Annotated in this window: 15 protein-coding genes and 1 pseudogene; 8 read left to right on the plus strand and 8 right to left on the minus strand. The window is 69.1% G+C overall.

Features of this window, described 5'->3' with window-relative positions; genetic code table 11:
* Nucleotides 1-17: 17 nt before the first annotated feature.
* Nucleotides 18-797 (minus strand): biotin-dependent carboxyltransferase family protein, encoded by a 780-nt coding sequence (locus IPG50_36705; protein ID MBK6697688.1) that lies wholly within the window; start codon nt 795-797, stop codon nt 18-20.
* A gap of 32 nt (nt 798-829) precedes the next feature.
* Nucleotides 830-2,112: pseudogene (locus IPG50_36710) on the minus strand (LamB/YcsF family protein).
* A 116-nt stretch (nt 2,113-2,228) separates the two neighbouring features.
* On the opposite strand from IPG50_36710, the gene IPG50_36715 reads away from it, so the two are divergent.
* Nucleotides 2,229-2,759, plus strand: coding sequence for a biopolymer transporter ExbD (locus IPG50_36715; protein ID MBK6697689.1), 531 nt, complete (start codon nt 2,229-2,231; stop codon nt 2,757-2,759).
* Between the two features lie 94 nt (nt 2,760-2,853).
* Here IPG50_36715 and IPG50_36720 read toward each other — a convergent pair whose 3' ends face one another.
* Nucleotides 2,854-5,295, minus strand: coding sequence for a beta-propeller domain-containing protein (locus IPG50_36720; protein MBK6697690.1), 2,442 nt, complete (start codon nt 5,293-5,295; stop codon nt 2,854-2,856).
* Nucleotides 5,296-5,610: 315 nt separating this feature from the next.
* Here IPG50_36720 and IPG50_36725 point away from each other — a divergent pair, with 315 nt between their 5' ends.
* From IPG50_36725 to IPG50_36735, 3 genes are read left to right on the plus strand one after another with little or no spacing between them, the layout of a single operon-like run.
* On the plus strand, nt 5,611-6,210 hold the full coding sequence (locus tag IPG50_36725) for a hypothetical protein (protein MBK6697691.1): 600 nt from the start codon (nt 5,611-5,613) through the stop codon (nt 6,208-6,210).
* A 14-nt stretch (nt 6,211-6,224) separates the two neighbouring features.
* A complete protein-coding gene (locus IPG50_36730; protein ID MBK6697692.1) occupies nt 6,225-7,898 on the plus strand; it encodes a hypothetical protein in 1,674 nt (557 codons plus the stop codon).
* A 3-nt stretch (nt 7,899-7,901) separates the two neighbouring features.
* Nucleotides 7,902-9,005, plus strand: a complete 1,104-nt coding sequence (locus IPG50_36735) for an alpha/beta hydrolase (GenBank protein ID MBK6697693.1) — start codon at nt 7,902-7,904, stop codon at nt 9,003-9,005.
* A 32-nt stretch (nt 9,006-9,037) separates the two neighbouring features.
* Here IPG50_36735 and IPG50_36740 read toward each other — a convergent pair whose 3' ends face one another.
* Entirely contained in the window at nt 9,038-9,349 is a 312-nt protein-coding gene (locus tag IPG50_36740) for a hypothetical protein (GenBank protein ID MBK6697694.1), read from the minus strand.
* An 83-nt stretch (nt 9,350-9,432) separates the two neighbouring features.
* Between IPG50_36740 and IPG50_36745 the strand changes: the two genes are divergently transcribed.
* From IPG50_36745 to IPG50_36755, 3 genes are all read left to right on the plus strand, one after another.
* Nucleotides 9,433-10,635, plus strand: a complete 1,203-nt coding sequence (locus IPG50_36745) for an acyl-CoA dehydrogenase family protein (GenBank protein MBK6697695.1) — start codon at nt 9,433-9,435, stop codon at nt 10,633-10,635.
* Entirely contained in the window at nt 10,632-11,702 is a 1,071-nt protein-coding gene (locus tag IPG50_36750) for a phosphotransferase family protein (GenBank protein MBK6697696.1), read from the plus strand. Before IPG50_36745 ends, IPG50_36750 begins: the two co-directional genes overlap by 4 nt.
* Before the next feature lie 109 nt (nt 11,703-11,811).
* Nucleotides 11,812-12,912, plus strand: coding sequence for a hypothetical protein (locus IPG50_36755; GenBank protein ID MBK6697697.1), 1,101 nt, complete (start codon nt 11,812-11,814; stop codon nt 12,910-12,912).
* Nucleotides 12,913-12,948: 36 nt separating this feature from the next.
* On the opposite strand, the gene IPG50_36760 is transcribed toward IPG50_36755, so the two are convergent.
* The 3 genes from IPG50_36760 to IPG50_36770 form a co-directional block, all read right to left on the minus strand.
* The gene (locus IPG50_36760; GenBank protein ID MBK6697698.1) at nt 12,949-14,265 is read right to left on the minus strand and encodes a HAMP domain-containing histidine kinase; all 1,317 of its coding nucleotides are present in this window, start codon (nt 14,263-14,265) and stop codon (nt 12,949-12,951) included.
* Nucleotides 14,262-14,954, minus strand: coding sequence for a response regulator transcription factor (locus tag IPG50_36765; protein ID MBK6697699.1), 693 nt, complete (start codon nt 14,952-14,954; stop codon nt 14,262-14,264). Before IPG50_36765 ends, IPG50_36760 begins: the two co-directional genes overlap by 4 nt.
* Nucleotides 14,955-15,211: 257 nt before the next feature.
* Nucleotides 15,212-15,664: a hypothetical protein gene (locus IPG50_36770; GenBank protein ID MBK6697700.1), complete on the minus strand. Its 453-nt coding sequence runs from the start codon at nt 15,662-15,664 to the stop codon at nt 15,212-15,214.
* A gap of 171 nt (nt 15,665-15,835) precedes the next feature.
* On the opposite strand from IPG50_36770, the gene IPG50_36775 reads away from it, so the two are divergent.
* Nucleotides 15,836-16,267 (plus strand): acyl-CoA thioesterase, encoded by a 432-nt coding sequence (locus tag IPG50_36775; protein MBK6697701.1) that lies wholly within the window; start codon nt 15,836-15,838, stop codon nt 16,265-16,267.
* A gap of 9 nt (nt 16,268-16,276) precedes the next feature.
* Here IPG50_36775 and IPG50_36780 read toward each other — a convergent pair whose 3' ends face one another.
* Nucleotides 16,277-17,638, minus strand: coding sequence for a sigma 54-interacting transcriptional regulator (locus IPG50_36780; protein MBK6697702.1), 1,362 nt, complete (start codon nt 17,636-17,638; stop codon nt 16,277-16,279).
* Nucleotides 17,639-17,709 lie beyond the last annotated feature (71 nt).

A 17,709-nucleotide genomic window follows, 5' to 3' on the forward strand; every position in this document is an offset into this window, starting at 1 on the left:
GGGAGGGTGCCTCGCGCTCAGTGCGACGCGAAGAAGCGAAGCTCGGTCCCTAGTGGCGCTGCGACGACGCGCTCGAGCTCCGCTCGCACGACGACGGCCACGACGGGGTATCCGCCCGTCGTCGGGTGGTCGGGCCCAAGCACGATGGGCACGCCGTCGCCAGGGACTTCGATGGCTCCTGCGACCATAGGCGTGGAAGCACGCGGACCGGGTCGCGCACGCCACATGAGCGGCGGACCTTCGAGACGCGCGCCGATGCGGTCCGCACGCGCGCTGACGATGTAGCGCGTCGCCAGGAACTGCGCGAGGAGGTCGGCGTCGCCATCGGGCCCCCCCACAACGCGGACCGCATCGCTCGGTTGAACGCTCGCGGTCGGTGCTCTCGCATCGCGGCCCGACAATTCCGGCGAGCCAACGGGCAAGACGTCGCCGCGCCGAAGGATACGACCTTCGAGGCCCCCGAGTCCCGCGACGAGGAGCGTGCCGCGACCCCCAAAGACCACGGGCACGTCAAAGCCGCCGCGCACCGCGAGGTACCGTACGCGAGCAGACTTTGAAGACCCGACCGCGAACTCCTCTCCCGGTCGCAGACGCGTGGCGGCGTCGCCGTCGGCGGCGACCCACGCTGGCCCGTCTTGCGCGCAGACCATGAACTCGCCGATGACCTCCACGCACGCGTCGCCCGGTCCGTTGCCCACCGCCGCGTTCGCCAAGCCGAAGCGAGACGGGGCGAGGGGACCACCAGGCGGAAGGCCGAGGTGCATGAAGCCGGGTCGGCCCTCGTCTTGGACGGTCACGAGTCCCTGTGCGCGTCGGACGACGAGGGAGGTCACTGGGCCTCGAAGCGAACACGATCGCCGAGCGCGAACGCGAAGGGAACGAAGTCGATGGCGGTTCCGAGGAGGTGCCATCCACCGGGGCTCGCGAAGGGGTACACAGCGGTCATCCTGTCGGCGATGGCCACCGAGCCGGCGGGAACCCGAGCTCGCGGGGTGGCCATGCGCGGAAGGGCCAGCGCCGACTCCAGCTCGCCGAGGTAGGCGAAGCCCGGCAAGAAGCCAACGAGCAAGACCTCATAGACGCTTTGCTGGTGGCGCCGCACAAGCTCGGAAACCGCGAGCCCCAGCGCCGCGGCGCTCTTGGCGAGATCGGCCCCATCGTATCGAACGCGCACGACGTGGACCGGCCGGGCGCGCGGCCCATCCACGCGCGACGCGGCGCGAGCGAGGGCACGTTCCAGGACACCTTGGCGACCCACCGCTCCGACGTGGAACGTCACGCCTATGTGCTCCTTCGTGATGATCACGTCGACGACGCCCGCCTCGGCTCGCAGGGCATCGAGCAACGCCTCGGCGGAGACGCCGTCGGGGCGAGGAAAGCGGAGCATCGTGTCGCCCATGGCAACGGCGCTCACGGCGGCCTCACGGCGGCATCGAGCTCGGCGCGAACGGCCCGGGCAACGCTTAGTGACGACGGCATGTCCCCGTGGACGCAAATCGTGTCGACCTTGCCGCCTCGCACGAGGGCGCGGGTCCGAGCCGCGGCCGCTTCGGGGTCGACGATGAGAGCGCCCGGCTCGCCGCGAGCGATGAGCGAGCCGTCGGCGCGAACACCGCGGTCGGCGAAGGCCTCCGCAAGGAAGCGCGCGCGCGCGTCCGCCGCGGCTCGGGCCAGCGCACCGCGAGCCGGGCCGATGACCGCGAAGGTCGGCCCGAGCAGGCGCCGCGCCACGTCGACGACGAGTGCGGCGAGCGCTGGATCGCCGTCGGCGGCGTGGTAGAGGGCGCCGTGCGCCTTGATCCCCTCGACCGCGAGACCGGCCCCGCTGGCCGCGTCTCGCAACGCGCGGAGCTGCTCCTCAAGGGTCTTGGTCAAGACCGCGGCGGGCAGCGTCATCGGTCGTCGGCCGAAGTGTTCGCGATCCGGGAAGGACGGGTGCGCGAAGAGCCTTGCACCGGCGGCCTTCGCGAGCGAAACCGCGCGCGCGATTGAAACCGCGTCACCGGCGTGGCCACCGACCGCGACGTTCACGATGTCGGCCAGCCGGTAGAGCTCGGGGGACTCAGCCGGGAGCTCGCCCGCGTCGATGTTGAGGAGAAGCACGTCCGTCACGTGGCGCCAAAGATACCTGGCCGCAGCGCGGCGGGAACCTTCTCCACTCGGACTTGTCAATCGAACGGGTCAGCGCGTCGCTCTAGCGATCACGCGCGGCTTAGGAGGCGGAAACCATGGCAGGAGTGAGTGTTGGAGGAGGGGGCGGTGCGAGGCGGGCCCTCGACGCGGAAATCAACGCCGTACCGATGGTCGACCTCATGATGGTGACCATTTCGTTTCTTCTCATCACGGCGGTGTGGTCGAACATGCAGCGGCTCGACGCCACGGCCAACGCGCAAGGCGAGCCGACGCCGACGCCGGAGGTGCCTCAGCGCATACTGGAGGTCGAGGCGAGGGGCGAGAAATTCGTCCTCCGTTGGCGTCGCGGACCCGAGGTTCAAGCGCCCGTCGACGTGCCCGTCGAAGAGCGGGCAGGGCGCTTCCCTTTGCTCGCCGAGAAGGTTACCGAGATGTGGCGCGAGGGCGGCGAGCATCGCGCTGCAACGGACCGAGCCTTCGACCGAGCCGTGCTTAACGTGCCTGACAAGATGCCCTACCACCAGGTGGTGGCGATCATGGACGCCGTGCAGACGCCGCGGCGTCCCGTTGTGCGAGGGACCCAGAGCGTCGACGCGCCCGCCTTCGAACTGGTGATGGGCAAGTAGTCGTTCGTCGCCCACGCGGCCCACAAAAGGCGAAACGCCCGGGGGGACGCCCGGGCGTTTCATGGGCCGAGCGAACTTGTCGCCCGCGCTCGCGTCAGAGCGGCTTGCCGGGCGAATCCTCGACGGGCACGCCGCCGCCACACCCGGGGTAGCTCGCCAACACTGGTGCCTTGAGCGTGTAGGATGCAAGCGAGGAGAGCGTCGTCGCGTCGTTCGCGATGACGCCGCCGTAGCTCACCGAGTACACGACGTTGTCGAGGAAGATGCCGCGACGGACCGAGGGCTCGTAGTAGCCGCCGCAATACCCGCGGTTGACCGTGTTGCCGAAGAAGCTCGTGTGGTCAACGGCGCCGACCCGCTGGATGCCCGCCGCGGCGTCGATCTTGAAGAGCTCGAGCGTGCTCTTCATCGAGGTGGGGCCGTAGCCCGTGAAGGGGAAGGCCAAGAGCTTCTTGTCGGCGAAGTACGTGAACGCCTTGTGGTTGCTCTCCGCTTCCGAGTAGCCGTAGTCGTTCGTGTAGACGAACTTGTGCGACTGGGTCGGCGCAGCGGGGTTGGTGACGTCGAAGATTTGGAGCGCGAGACCGCCGTCACGCCCGATGGTCAAGAGGTGCGTGTCGTCGATGGGGTGCATGTACGAGCTGAAGCCGGGGATGGTCAGCTGCCCGAGGACAGACAACGCGCGTGGGTTCTTCATGTCGATGACGAAGAGCGGATCCTTCTGGAGGAACGTCACCACGTAGGCCGCGTCGCCCACGAAACGCGTCGACATGATCGATTCGCCGGGGGCGAGGTCGCCGACGTCGCCGACGGTGACGAGGGCGCCGCCCTTCTCCTCGAGCGCGAAGACGTGGTTCGCCGTTCGCGGCAGGTTCGCGTTCGGCGGGAGCGTCGTGCCCTTTGCGACGGCGTAGCCGCGTTGCTCGGTGGTGGTGACGCGGACGGCGCCAGCGCGTTCGTCGAGCGAGAACTGGTCCTTGATGTTGCCCGCCACGGTACCGGACGCGACGTAGAGGGCCGTGTCGGGGTTGGCTCCGATGTCGAACTTGTGGAGGTGCGTGAGGTTCATCGAGAGCGTCGTGACGCCGCCGATGGGGGCCGGCATCGTCTGGAGGCCGACGCTGCGTGTCCCGACGCCGCCGGCGGTTCCGCCGCCGCTGCTGCTGGTCGCGTCCGGCGGCGGAGCCACACCGACCGTGGCCGTGCTTCCGCCCGTGACGCCCACGTTCGCGTCGGCCAAGAGCTCGTAGATCTCAGGTCCGATCCAGCCGCGCGACGCGAGCACGAGGGTCTTCTCGTTGGCGTAGACGGTGTCCGCCTGGCCGACGATGGCGGCGGCGTGAACCGCCGACGCGCTGCTGGTCGCGTCAAAGGTCTGCACGTGCGTGAGGCCGTATTGCGTGGTGCCCGGCGTCGGAAGGTAGAAGTCTTCGCAGGCGATCGAGCCGGATTCGACGGCCCCGCCGTTTTTCGTGAAGGTGTAGGGCACCCAGTCGGTCACGGTGCTCGCTTGGATCTTGGCGGCGTTCTCGGAGCGCAGGCCCTCGTACGCCGTGATCCACGCGTCCTTGAGCTGCGCTTCGGTCGGCGTCGAGGCCGGCGTCGGCGTCGGCGTGCCGCCCTTCGTCGGCGTGCCCGGCGTCTCGGGTGCCGGGTAGGTGGGGTACGTCTGCGACTGTTGGACGATGGCCGGCGTCTCCGGGTAGCCCTTGAGCACAGGACCGGGTGCCGCGCCGTTCAGCACCGTCCGGACTTTGCCGGCGATGCGTCGCGACGAGAGGTAGCTGCCTTCGAAATAGAGCTCGCGAGAGACCGTCCCCGCCGCGCCGTTCAAGTCGATAACGGTGATCTTGGTGAGCGGGTTCGACATCCAGCCGGAGCCGCCGGGGTACGGCATTGCCGCGTCGGTCATGCCGCCTCCGGCGTAGGCGTAGTCCTGGAACTGCGAGCGCGGCTTCTTGCCCGCGGCCGCGTAGATGGGCGCGCCATCGACGCGCGAGTAGACGACGACCTTGCCCTCCCATTGGAACATCTCGGTCGGCTCACCCTCGATGTCGATGGCAGAGGCTTCACCGAGCGTCGCGGCGGGCCAGGCGTTGAGGATCTCGAGCTTCTGCCCGTGGATGAGATAGATGTACTTTCCATCGGTCTTGACGAAGTCAGCCTCGTCGACGCCGGCGACCTGCTTGTTCGTCTCGGAGAACGAACTCGCCTTTGATGCGTCGGTGGCAGCTTGCGGCGCGGCGGTGCCGCCCGTGGCTTCAGCGGCGCCGCGGGCGCCCACTGAGGCGTTCAAGGCGATGCCGCCGCCGTAGCCGTACTTGCGGATGCTGCGGATCTGGGCGTCAACGGCCTTGTTCATCTTGCCGAGCGCATCAGCCTTGAGCGACTGCTCGAGGTCCGCGCAGCTCGAGGCGCGGCGGAGGGTCGCGCGAGTCGACGCGGCGTCGCCACCGGGGGTCGTGCTCGAGGAGCCCGAACAACCTACGGCAAAGGCGCTGGCAGCGAGGACGAGTGACATTCCAAGGGTACGCATGGGATAGCCTCCGAACGCTCGTAGAGCAGGCAGCGTGCCACGCGATAGTCCGGAAATGACCGCCAATTTGGATTGCCAGTGTGCCGTGTTGTGCCGTCCGCCGGGAAACCGTGCCCCGCTTGCCCGTCTCGCGGGCGGCTCGCGTCGGCGGCAGGTCGAACCGTTCGCTCTCGTATCGCCCTCCGCGCGCGCGCCAGCGCGACGCCGCTGTCAGGGCGTCGAGCGGGTCCCGGGCGCACAGGCTCGCAAATGATGCGTCGGCATGCTTGATGCTCCGCGCGGCGGCTGCGATGGTCGCGTCCCTTGGGGGCCCCTATGAACGAACGGCTTGTCTCACTCCTCCTCTCCGCTGCCGTCCTGCTCGCGTGCAGCTCGGGCGGCCTCGTGGTCAATGGCAACCTGGATGGCGGCGTCATCGGTACTGGCGCGACGGAAGGAGGAACGCAGTGCGGAGCGAAGAGTCGCTTCTTCAACGGCGAGTGTCGCGCCACCTGCAGTGCAACGACGCGATGCAAGGCTGACGAGAACTGCGTTGAGATCGACAAGCAGCCCGACGGCGCTGTTTGCCTCCCGGTGGTCGACTCGACGCAGTGTGCGTACCTCGGAGACGACAGCCAGTGCGTCGCGTCAGGCGGTTTCTTCCAGTACTCGCGCGGCGGCGGAGCGACGTTCGTTCCCTACCTGTCGACGCCGGGCGCGAACCCAAACGACGTGACCGGCCATGCGGATCCCTATTTCTATGGCACGTCGGCGTACGGTGCCTCCGGCCCGTGCGACGGAAACGCCGACTGGGTCGCCGTCAGCGCCGCCGGCCCCGTCGCCTGCAACAAGCGACACGCCGTGACGCGCTGCCGCCTCCAATACGATCGATGCGTCTTGATCCAAGGGACGACGCAGGAGTTCGTCCAGCCTTAGGGCGCATTCACAACGTGACCGCGCTTCGAAGCGAGGATGAGGGGGCCGCCGCGATGTCACGCGCGTGGACGCTCATCTTTCGAGTCATTGCGCTCGCCGGCGCCCTGCCGCTGGCGCTGACGAAACACCTGCCGTTCGCCGACCTTCCCGAGCACGTCGCGGTGATCGCCACGCTCCGCCACTGGTGGACGCCGAGCTGGCGCTCGCAGGAGAACTTCGTCGTCGAGGGACTGCTACGAACTCAGTACTTTCTCTACGACCTCGTTGGCGCGGCGCTCGCTTTCCCGCTCGGCACCGCGGAGCGGGCGAACTTCGTCATCGTCGTCGCGACGGCCATCGGTTTTCCGTACGCGCTGGCGGCGCTTCTCCGCTCGCTCGGTCGTGATCCACGGCTCGGTCTCTTCGGCGTCCTTCTCTTCTGGAACCGCGCGCTCGCCGAGGGGCTCTTGCCGTTCGTGACGTCGATCCCCGTGACGCTCTTCACGCTCTCGCTCGTCGTGAAACGAGCTCGCGCCGCGGCGCCGCTCGCCAAGGACGGGCTGCGCCTCGCCCTCCTCACGCTGGCGATCTTCTACCTGCACCTCTCGAGCTACCTGCTCTTCGTCCTCGCGGCGGGCGTCGTCGTTGTCGGGCTCAGGCGACCCGACGCGCCCGTGTTTTGGTCCCTCAGCGGGGTGCGCCAACTTGCGAGAGGCTCGTCGTGGCTTGCGCCATCACTGCTCGTTGCCTTGCTCTTCGCGGCGTCGAGCAGCGTGACGCATCCGGATTTGCGTGAAGGCGCTCACGCGGAGACCGTGCGGTTTCTGCCGAAGATGCACCTCTTAGGGCAGCTGCCGCTGTGGATGCACGACTTCTGGACCACGACCTTCGATGACGTCTTCGCGCTCGTCGCTTGGGTCGGCATCGGCACGGCCATCGTCGCCGCGCGTTCGAGCGTGCGGGGCGAGGTGGAGCGCGCCGATGGACGCGTCGCCGCCTCGCTCGTGCTCACCGTCGGGCTCCTCTACTTCACGTTGCCCACGCAGGTGGGCTTTGCGTTCATCCTCGACCTGCGCATGGCGCCGTTCGTAGGCGCCTTCTTCGTCCTGCTCGCGGCGCCGCCGCCGGGCCGCTGGCGCGAGCTCTCGGTGGCGACGGTGGCGGTGGCCGCCCTCGGGCTCGCCGCGACGAGCGCCGTCGAAATGGTTCGGCTCGAGCGCGACGAGGGGCGCCACATCGACACGGTTCTGAGGAACCTGCCGGAAGGCAAGCGACTCTTGTCGCTGATCTTCGACCCTCGTTCTCGCTACACGAAGATCGCTCCGCACCTCCACATCGGCTCCTACTACCGCGCTCGGTACGGCGGCCTCGCCTCGTTCTCGTTCTCCGAGCTCCCCCATTGGCCTGTCCGCTACCGCAAGGGGGCGGCTCCGCCAGCCAAGCCCATCGTGTTTTGGGACTTCGATCCCTGCCAGTATCGGAACACCAGCGACGGGCCGTACTACGACTTCGTGCTCGTGCGAGGTCGCGAGCGCCCGTTCTTCGAGGGCCTGCCCGGCCCGCGCTTTCGGTTGATCGGGGGCGCGCGCGACCTTCGCCTCTACGAGCGCCTCCGCGACGCGCCCTTCGTTCCAGGGACCGATCTCACGGGGCCGTGTGTGCATGCTGACGGCGCCTCAGAGCCGGCGCTGCCATCGGTGTACCCTTAGCGGATGCGCGGCCGCTGGCTCCTCCCGCTGCTCTTCGTCGGCGCGATGACGGCCGACGCTGCCACGCAGACAGGGCGCGCTGTCCGCACGCTGACGCGCCTCGCGGGAGAGGCGGGGCCCAATGAGCGCCTGGCCGTGACGGAACTCTCGCTCGATGTCGGCGACCAATCTGTGCCGGCACGCCTCTACGCGTCGGTCGACGCTCCGGCGTCGGCGCCCGGTATCGTGCTCTGTCACGGGATCCATCGCCTCGGCATCGACGAGCCACGGCTGGGGCGCTTCTCGAGGGCGCTCGCAGCCTCGGGCCTCGTCGTGCTGACGCCGCGCATCGAGGCGCTGACCGACTACCGAATCGACGCGGCGAGCGTGCCGACCATCGACGTCGCGACGCGTACGCTCGCGAGTCGCCTTGGTCGCCCTCGCGTGGGCCTCATGGGGTTCAGTTTTGCGGGGGGCCTCGCGCTCGTCGCCGCGTCGAACCCCGCGACGAGCCGTGGCATCGGCGTCGTCGTGGCGGTTGGCGCGCATGATGACCTCGGTCGCGTGACGCGCTTCTTCGCGGACGGGGCCACGACGACGCCGGACGGGCGGTCCGTCACCATGCGACCGCACGAGTACGGCCCCCTCGTCGTGGCCTACGGCAGCGCCGAGCGCTTCTTCTCCGCCGAAGACGTCCCTCGGGCACGGGACGTGATGCGCCTTCGCCTTTGGGAGAGAGGCGGCGACGCGGACCGCCTGGCAAAGGGGCTCTCCGAGGCAGGGCAACACCGCTTTGGTGAGCTGATCGCCGGCGATCGGGCCGCGCTCGCGCCGCTCATTGCGAAGGTCACCGAGGAGCGCGCGCAAGACTTTCGTGCCGCCTCACCTCACGGCAAGCTCGGCGGGATTCGGGTGCCCGTCTACCTCTTGCACGGCTCCGGCGATTCGGTGATCCCGCCGACCGAGACCGCGTGGCTGGCGAGCGAGGTGCCGGCGACGCAGCTTCGCGATGCGCTCGTCAGCCCCATCATTCAACACGTCGAAATTCACGGCGAGCCGTCGTGGCGCGAGCGCGGCGCCGTCGTTCGCTTCCTCGCGCGTATCCTCGGCGAGCTCGAGACGACGTAGCCGCGCCTTGAGTCGTCCCGTCGATCGTCCGCCTATTGCATGAGCGCGATACGAAAATAGAGCGACCGCTTGGCGCCGCACGGGTGACAGTGCACACGTACGACGCGCAGCATGTCGCCTCCGTGGCTCTCCGCCGCGTGTTCGTCGACGCGCAGCTCGCCGCCGCAGAGCGGGCAGGGGGTCTTCTTCGCCGTGACCTCCACGAGCGACGCCGTGGAGAGCGGCACGGGGCGCGAGGGGGCGCCGCCGGGCAGCAGCGCCGCGAGCCGCTCGCGCTCTCGGACGAGCTTCGTGACCTCGCGCTCCTGTGCGCGGCGCTCGCGGCGGGGCGGTCGCTTCGACATGGGACCTCCTGTAACACGCCGCGTACCACGCCGCGTAGCACACGGCGATGCCTTGGTCCGCGATCACGGCTACGCTCGCGCCCATGGAGACGCGAACCGATCTCGAGGCGACGCTGCGCTTGATGCGACCCATCGTTCGCGAGCGGCTCTTGCCGCTTGAGGCCACCTTCTTTCGCACCGGCAGCTTCAAGGCCGTCGAAGACGAGCTCGGCCGCGTTCGGCAAGAGGTCAAGGCTCTGGGGCTCTTGTGCCCGCAGCTCGGCAAGGCGCACGGCGGCGCGGGATTCTCGCTCGTAGACTTCGCGCGCATCAGCGAAGAGCTGGGGTGGAGCGCGTTGGGTCATGTGGCGTTCAACTGCCAGGCGCCCGACGCCGGCAACATGGAGATCCTCGCGCTCTTCGGTACGCCAGCGCAGAAGGCGGACTACCTCGCGCCGCTCGTGCGCGGAGACGCGCGGAGCTGCTTCGCGATGACGGAGCCCGATCGACCCGGGTCGAATCCCACCGAGCTCGCCATGACGGCGTCGCTCGAGGGGGACGAGTGGCTGCTCTCGGGCCGCAAATGGTTTACCAGCAGCGCCGACGGCGCCGCCTTCGCCATCGTGATGGCCGTGACAGACCCGGAGGCGCCGCCGCACCTGCGGGCCAGCCAGCTCATCGTCCCCATGGGCACGCCCGGCTTTCGCATCGTTCGAAACATTCCCGTCATGGGCCACGCGGGCGACGGCTGGGCGAGCCACGCGGAGGTGCTCTTCGACGGGTGCCGCGTTCCCAAAGACGCGCTGCTCGGTGGCCGTGGCGCCGGCTTTGCGATCGCGCAAGAGCGACTGGGGCCGGGCCGCATTCACCACACGATGCGCTGGATGGGCATCGCGGAGCGCTCTTTTGACCTCATGTGCCGCCGCGCGGCGTCGCGGCACATGGAGCCGGGCTCGGTCCTGGCCGACAAGCAACTGGTTCAGGCTTGGGTGGCCGAGTCGCGCGCGGAGATCGACGCGGCGAAGCTCCTCATCTTGCGAGCGGCCACCGAGCTCGAGGAGGGGGGCGCAAAGGCGGCGCGTGACTCCATCGGCCTCGTGAAGTTCTTCGCCGCCGATGTCCTCTCGAAGGTCGTCGATCGCGCCGTGCAGGTGCACGGCGCCCTCGGTCTCACCGACGACACGCCGCTCGCGTATTTCTACCGCCACGAGCGAGCCGCTCACGTCTACGACGGCCCCGACGAAGTCCACAAGGTGTCCGTGGGACGCCGCATCCTCAAGCGTTACCGCGGTGAGGCCAAGCCGTGAGCCTCGTCGATGAAGCGCGCGCCGTGAGGCCCGGCGAGGAAGTCGACGTCGCGAAGCTCGAGGCCTTCTTGCGGGAGCGAGCGCCGGAGTTTGCCGGCCCCGTGACCGTCTCGCAGTTTCCCGGCGGTCACTCCAACCTGACGTACCTCGTCACAGTCGGGAGCCGCGAGCTCGTCTTGCGGCGCCCGCCCTTCGGCAATCGCGTGAAGAGCGCTCACGACATGGGCCGCGAGTTTCGCATTCTGTCGCGCCTCTCGGCGGTGTTTCCGAAGGCGCCGCGCGCGCTCGTCTACGAAGAAGCGGACGCGGTTCTCGGGGCGCCCTTCTACCTGATGGAGCGCATTCGTGGCCTCGTGCTCCGGGGGCGGGCGCTCCCGCAAGGGGTCTCGCTCGCGGCCAGTGACCTGCGGGCGCTCGGCTTGGCGGTCGCCGACACGCTCGCCGAGTTGCACCGCGTCGACGTGGTCAAGGCCGAGCTCGCCGAGCTGGGGCGCCCCGAGGGCTACGTCGAGAGGCAGGTGAGAGGGTGGATCAAGCGGTACGCCGACGCGCGGCCCGACGACGTGCCCGAAATGAACGAGGTCGAGGCGTGGCTCCAAGCGGCGCTCGTCGCCGGCGTCGGCGCGACGGCGCCTGGCCTCGTGCACAACGATTTCAAGTTCGACAACCTCGTGTTGGACGCCGTAGCCCCTACGAAGATCGTCGGTGTCCTCGATTGGGAGATGGCGACCTACGGAGAGCCCATGACCGACCTCGGCACGGCCCTCGCGTATTGGACGGAGGCCACCGACCCGGAGGAGATGCGCGCGCTGCCTTTTGGTCCCACGATGCTCGAGGGGAGCCTGTCGCGCGCCGACTTCGTCGTCCGGTGGGCCGAAGGCTCGGGGCGTGAGCCCGTTTCGCTGCCGTTCTTCCACGCCTTCGCGCACTATCGAACGGCGGTCGTTGCGGCGCAGATCTACTGGCGCTACCGCCACGGGCACACGAAGGATGCGCGCTTCGCGGCCTTCGCGCCGGCGGTGGGCATCCTGGCGCGAGCCGCCCTTAGGGCCCGCGACGAGCGCTGACGCCACCGCCGCCGATGGCGTTTGGCGGCGCGCCCCGGGCGCGTTCCGCGACCGCTTCTTCGCACCGACCGATCGACGACAGCCGCGCTTCGTGACAGATTGAGGCGCAATGAGGGGCATCGAGGCGCTTGCCACGTTCGCCGCGCTCACCGGGGCGCTGGCTGCCTGCGCGGCGATCGCCGGCATCGACCGCTTCGAGAGCTTCACCCCTGACGACGCAGGTCTCTCCACCGATGGCGCCGCAGTCGATGCCGCTTGCGTTGGCGACGCGTGCCCCACACCGTCGTGCGTGGGACCCGACTGCCCGGAGCTCGTCGTCACGGGCCTCGTGCAGCCGCGCGCGTTGGCGCTCGTCGAGCCGCTGCTCGTGTGGACTGAGCTGGGCGTCGCCGATGCTGGCGCTGACGCCGAGGCTGGCAGCGACGCGGGCCCTGACGCGGGGCGGGGCCGAACCCTGCGAGCGGTGGCCAAGACGGGCGGCGTCCCGAGCACGTTGGCCGAGGCGTTGACACTACCGGCGCTGAGGCAATCGCGCGGCGACGGAGGAGTCACGCTTGCCTTTGACACGAGAGCCGCGGCGAGCTCGCTGCCAGTGTCCGAAGTGAAAGCCGACGGCGGCCTCGCGACCGTCAGCACGACCAACGACTTGACGGCCGCCGCCGCGTCGCCCTCGTGGTTTGCCGTGGCCACGACGTCGAGCGTTCAAGTGGCGCCGCGGGCCACGGGCACCTTGGGACCCGTGGCCGAACCGACGACCGCCAGCGCCATGGCGGTTTCAGGGACGACGCTCTTCGCGTCCTCGGTGGGCGCCACGCAAGTCTTCATCTACGACCTCTCCGTCGTGGACGACGGGGCTGGCACCCTTACGTCTACGGCCACGGCCGTGGGCAAGGCGACGATCCTCCCGCTGCAGGAGTTCTACCTCGACGGCGATCGGCTCTACGTCGCGAACCAAGCCGGGTCCGTCGAGTCGGTGCTCTTTGACGCTGGCAAGGGGCCGACGATCCCGTCTGTCGGCGGTTCCTCGGCGGTCGCCATGACGGCCGACGCGACACACCTCTACGTGGCCACCGCCACCGGGATCTACGCCGTCGAGAAGGCGACGGGCGTCGCGGTCCTTCGCCACGCGCGTCGCGCCTTTGGCATCGCCGTCGACGCGACGCAGATGTACTGGACCGAAGAGGGCGCGATCTTTCGAAGTCGAAAGTGACCGTTCGCCGACCAGCAAGCGCGTCGCTCGTCGCCGCTACGCGCGCACCACGAAGCCCATCCGCGCGCCGCCACCCTCGCGCGCCTCCGCGAAGGCGTGGCCGCCGTGGGCTTCGGCGATTCTCCGCACCAAGGTGAGACCGAGCCCGACGCTGGCGCCGTAGCCGCCCCCTTTTGCGTCGGGGCGCCGGTAGAACGGCTCGAAGAGGCGAGCCTCATCGCCCGGCGCGATGCCCGGGCCTCGATCGAGGAAGGCGATCGACACGTGCTCGCCAGCGCGGGCTATCTCGACGCGGTCGATGCCGCCACCGTGCTTGATGGCGTTCTGGACGAGGTTGGTGACGGCGCGGCCCAGCAGCGTGGCGTCGCCGATGACGGAGATCGCGTCGGGCGCCGAGAGCCGCGAGAGGTCGACGCCTTCGCGCTCAAGGACGCCGCGAACGAGGACCGTCGTGTCGATGGGGACGGGCTTTAGGGCGCTGAAGTCGATGCGAGCGCCGGCCAAGAGATCGGCCACGAGGGCGTCGAGTTCCACGATCTCGCGGTCGATCTCTGGAAGCTTCTGGGGCGCCGTTTCGGCGAGCTCGACAAGCAAGCGCATGCGCGCCAGCGGCGTCCGAATCTCGTGCGATACCGCGGCCAGCAGCGCTCGTTGATCGGCGAGCTGCTTGTCGATGCGGGTCGCGGCCTCGTAGAGCGCGTCGGCGACGATGCCCGTTTCGTCCCGATGGCGCCGCCCTGCGAGGCGTTCTTTGCTCTCGAGGTGGCCGCGACCGATCTCACGGGCCACCTCGGCAACATCGGCGAGGGGACGGGACAAGCGCCGGGCGAGGATGCCGGAGGCGGCCCACAACGTCACCAGCGCGACGCCGAAGCCGAGGAGCGCTCGCTGCGTCGTCGGCAGCATCGCGCCGGTGGGGCACACGTCTGCGCGACCGAGGCGAACGCCGGTGCCGGGGTCGAAGACCTTGACCTGAATGGCGCGGCGCGTGCACACGCCGCCGGCGCTCTCGAGGAGCGCTCCGTTTACGTCGTAGAGCGAGAGGCCGAGCTCGAGGTCGGCGGCGATGCCACCGACGAGGACCCTTCGCCTCGGCGGATCATTCCACACGGCGGCCAACTGGCGGCTCGCGAAGCGGCGCGCTCGATCCACGTCGTGGCGCCATGTCCCCGAGACCCCTGCCAGCTGCATGACCGTGAACACGACGAGGCTGGTCATGAAGATCGTGACGCCGAAGGACACGAAGATGCGCCGCTGCAAGCCGCGACGAAGCGCCCTCGGTACGCGGGTCCGCGCCGGCTCCGGCGCGCAGAACGGCGCCTTCGGATCCGCGCCCGGCGCCCTGTGCCTCAAGGCGCCTCGAGGTCCTTGACGAGGACGTAGCCAATGCCGCGCACGGTCTTGATCCATCGCGGGGACTTCGGGTCGTCGCCGAGCTTCTGGCGCAAGTGCGAGATGTGCACGTCCACGGTGCGGTCGCCCACGCTGACGTCTCCGCGCCCCGCTTCCTCGAGGAGCGCCTCGCGGGGCACCACGCGGCCGGCACGCCTGGCGAGGCCCAGCAGGAGATCGAACTCGAGCCCCGTGAGGTCGAGGGCTCGCCCCTTGAGCGTCGCGGAGCGCGCGCCGGGGTCGAGCGACAACTCGCCGACCTTGACGTCGCTTCGTTCGCGCATGTCAGCCGAGGTTCGTCGGAGGACCGCGCGAAGGCGGGCCAAGAGCTCACGCGGGCTGAACGGCTTGGGCACGTAGTCGTCAGCGCCGAGCTCAAGGCCCACGACGCGGTCGGCCTCGTCGCCGCGGGCCGTGAGCATGACGATGGGGATCGCGTTCTTCTCCCTGATTCGGCGGCAGACATCGAGGCCGTCCATGCCAGGCAAGGACAGGTCCAAGAGCACCGCGTCGAAGCTCGATTGGGACAAGAGCGCGATGCCTCGTGGACCGTCGTGGGCGCCGGTGACCGAGAACCCGTTCTGCTCCAGGTAGCTCGTGAGCAGCTCGTGGAGGCGGACGTCGTCGTCGATGAGGAGGATGCGCGTCATGGTGGCAGCTGGCAGGTGACGGTGGGCCGGTGAGCATCATCCCACGACGCCGGGCCCTGCGTCAGGGTTCGGTGGGGCCCCGCGATCGGGAGCGCAAGGCGGCTTCGGTGCAGACGTCGGCAATGTGACGTTCGAAGGCGGCGTGGCGGGCGTGAGCGCGAGCTCCGAGGCTGAAGAAGCCAGCCCCAAACCCTGCGAGCGCGCCGAATGACAAGAGGCCGATGGCAATGCGTCGTTTCATGGTCGTTGTTCTCCGCTCAGAGCCGGTAGGGATGCGCGTGCTGCATGCCGCACGCTGGCGCACCACGTTCTACGAGGTCGGCGAGGAGCCCGCGCTGGCGTTCGTCGAGGACGCCATGGACGGCGGCGAACGCGTCGAGCGAGGCCTTGCGCATGGCGTCCACGGTCCCCTCGACGCGTCCCAGCGTGGTGCCCAAGAGCACTTCGTCGAAGGCGTCGCTTCGGAGCGCCGTCGCGACCTCGCCGCGGGTGCCGGCGAGTCCCTGGCGCGCCTTCGCCGCCTCGTTTCGGAGCGCCTCCACGGCGCTCACAATGACCTTCTCTTGCCCCGCCGTCGTGTCGAGGCGACGAAAGACGTGGCGCAGGAAGCGATTGCTGCGGGGATGACGAAAATGGCCGTGAACGCCGCCGCGGCGGAACGTCATGGCGAGCCCGAAGAGGCACGCCGCACCGATTGCAAAGCCCAACATGAAACCTCCTTGGCGCGGCCCGTCCACATCGGCGGGCTCGTGCACAGGCCTCATGTTGGGGGGGCCATGTAAAGGTGGCACCACGCGGGGCGTGAAGAAGTGTGAAGACGCACGCGACGTCGGCGGCTCTGAAGCTCTGGCCGGGAGCCGAAGTCATGTACGTTTCGAGGGGTGACCCTCCAGGTGCCCTACCGCTCCGTGCAGCGCGTCTACTTCGACGATCTCGACGCGCTGAACATCCTGCACAACGTCCGCTACGTCCTCTTCATGGAGCGGGCCCGCGGTGAGTTCTTCAATGAGCTGGGCTTTCGCTGGGCCGACGACATCAAGACGAACCCGGACAAGCACCACGTCGTCGCCGAGCATCACATCCAGTACACGTCGCCGTTTCGCGGCGAAGGCGAGGTCGTCGTGGAGCTCATGCCGAAACACCTCGGCACCTCGAGCCTGAAGATCGCCGGCGAGGTGAAGGCCCTCCACGGGACGACGGTCTACGCGCGCGGCGAGAGCCGCATCGTGCGGCTCGACCCGGTGACGAACAAGCCCTGCAGCTGGAGCGAACGCTTTCGCGGCCTCGTGACGCCGCTCGTGCAGGCGCCGTGAGAGCCAGCGCTACTTCTGCCGCGACTTGACGAGGCGGAAGTAGCGCAGCGCGAGCCCCGACGCCTTGGCGGCCGCCGAGACGTTGCCGTTGTGCTTGGCCAAGACCGCGGCCACGTAGCGACGCTCGAACTCCGAGAGCGCGAGGCGTCGTGCGACGGGGAAGGGCGCTCCCTGCGCGACCAAGGACTCGATCCATTCGGTGCCGGTGGCGCTCGGTGGCTCGCGAGCCACGAGGAGCTCGAGGCCCGGCTCGTCGCCGGCGTCGAGGCCGAGGGCCACGTGCCGTGCGACGAGGTTGCGGAGCTCGCGAACGTTGCCGGGCCAAGAGTAATCCGCGTATCGCGTGGTGAGCGCTTGCGCGAGTTGCGCGTCGCCGCCCATCTCGAGGACGAACTGGCGGATCAAGAGCGGCACGTCGCCGTAACGCTCTCGAAGCGGAGGCAACTCGATGCGGGCCACCGCGAGGCGGTGGAAGAGGTCGTCGCGGAAGCGCCCGGCGGCGACCTCCTTGTCGAGGTCGCGGCGCGTCGCCGCGAGGACGCGGACGTTGACGTTGATCTGCTTCTGGCTACCAACGCGTCGAATCTCACCGCGATCGAGCGCGCGCAGAAGCTTCGCCTGAAGCCCCAGCTCCATGTCGCCGATCTCGTCGATGAGCAGCGTGCCGCCGTCGGCTTCTTCGAAGACGCCGGCCCGGGCGCGCTCGGCGCCGGTGAAGGCGCCACGCTCATGGCCAAAGAGCTCCGCTTCGATGAGGTTGCTCGACACGGTTGTGCAGTCGAAGACGACGAAGGGACCGCGCGAGCCGCTCATCTCGTGGAGCGACTCGGCGAGGACCTCTTTGCCGGTACCGGTCTCGCCTTCGATGACGAGGGGCACGCGGGCCTTGGCGAGCTTCTCGCAGAGCGGGAAGAGCCGGCGCATGGCGACGCTCGCGCCGAGCGTCTTTCCAAAGCGCATGGCGCTCGGGAGCGGCGTCTGCTCCGGCACGACGCCCGCCTCGAGGCGCACCACAGTGCTCCCGAAGCGCGCCGTCTCGCCGCCGCGAACGAAGACTTCGACGATGGGCACGCCTTCGACGAACGTGCCGTTGGTGGAGCTGAGATCGGTGAGGCGATAGGTGCCGCGCGTGGTGGCTTCGAAGGCTGCGTGCCGGCGAGAGACGGAACGATCGGTCAGCAAGATCTGGCACGCGGCGCTCGTCCCCACGAGCGTTCGCGTGGGCGCGTTGGCGTCGAGATCGAAGGAGAGTCCCTTGTCGGGGCCCTCGACGACGACCAAGCGGCGGAGCTCGATGGGGCGGCCGGCGGCGACTTGTTGTTCGTAGGTCGCGACGTCCGTCGCGTTCGGATCGGGCGGATCAGCAGTCACGCCGCTAGGCTAGCCGTTCCGGCGCCGCGCCGGGGCGCGAAGGTGCGGCGAAAGCGCCGCTTGCCGGCGCG

The sequence above is a fragment of the Myxococcales bacterium genome (assembly GCA_016703425.1).
Taxonomy (GTDB): Bacteria; Myxococcota_A; Polyangia; order Polyangiales; family Polyangiaceae; genus JADJCA01.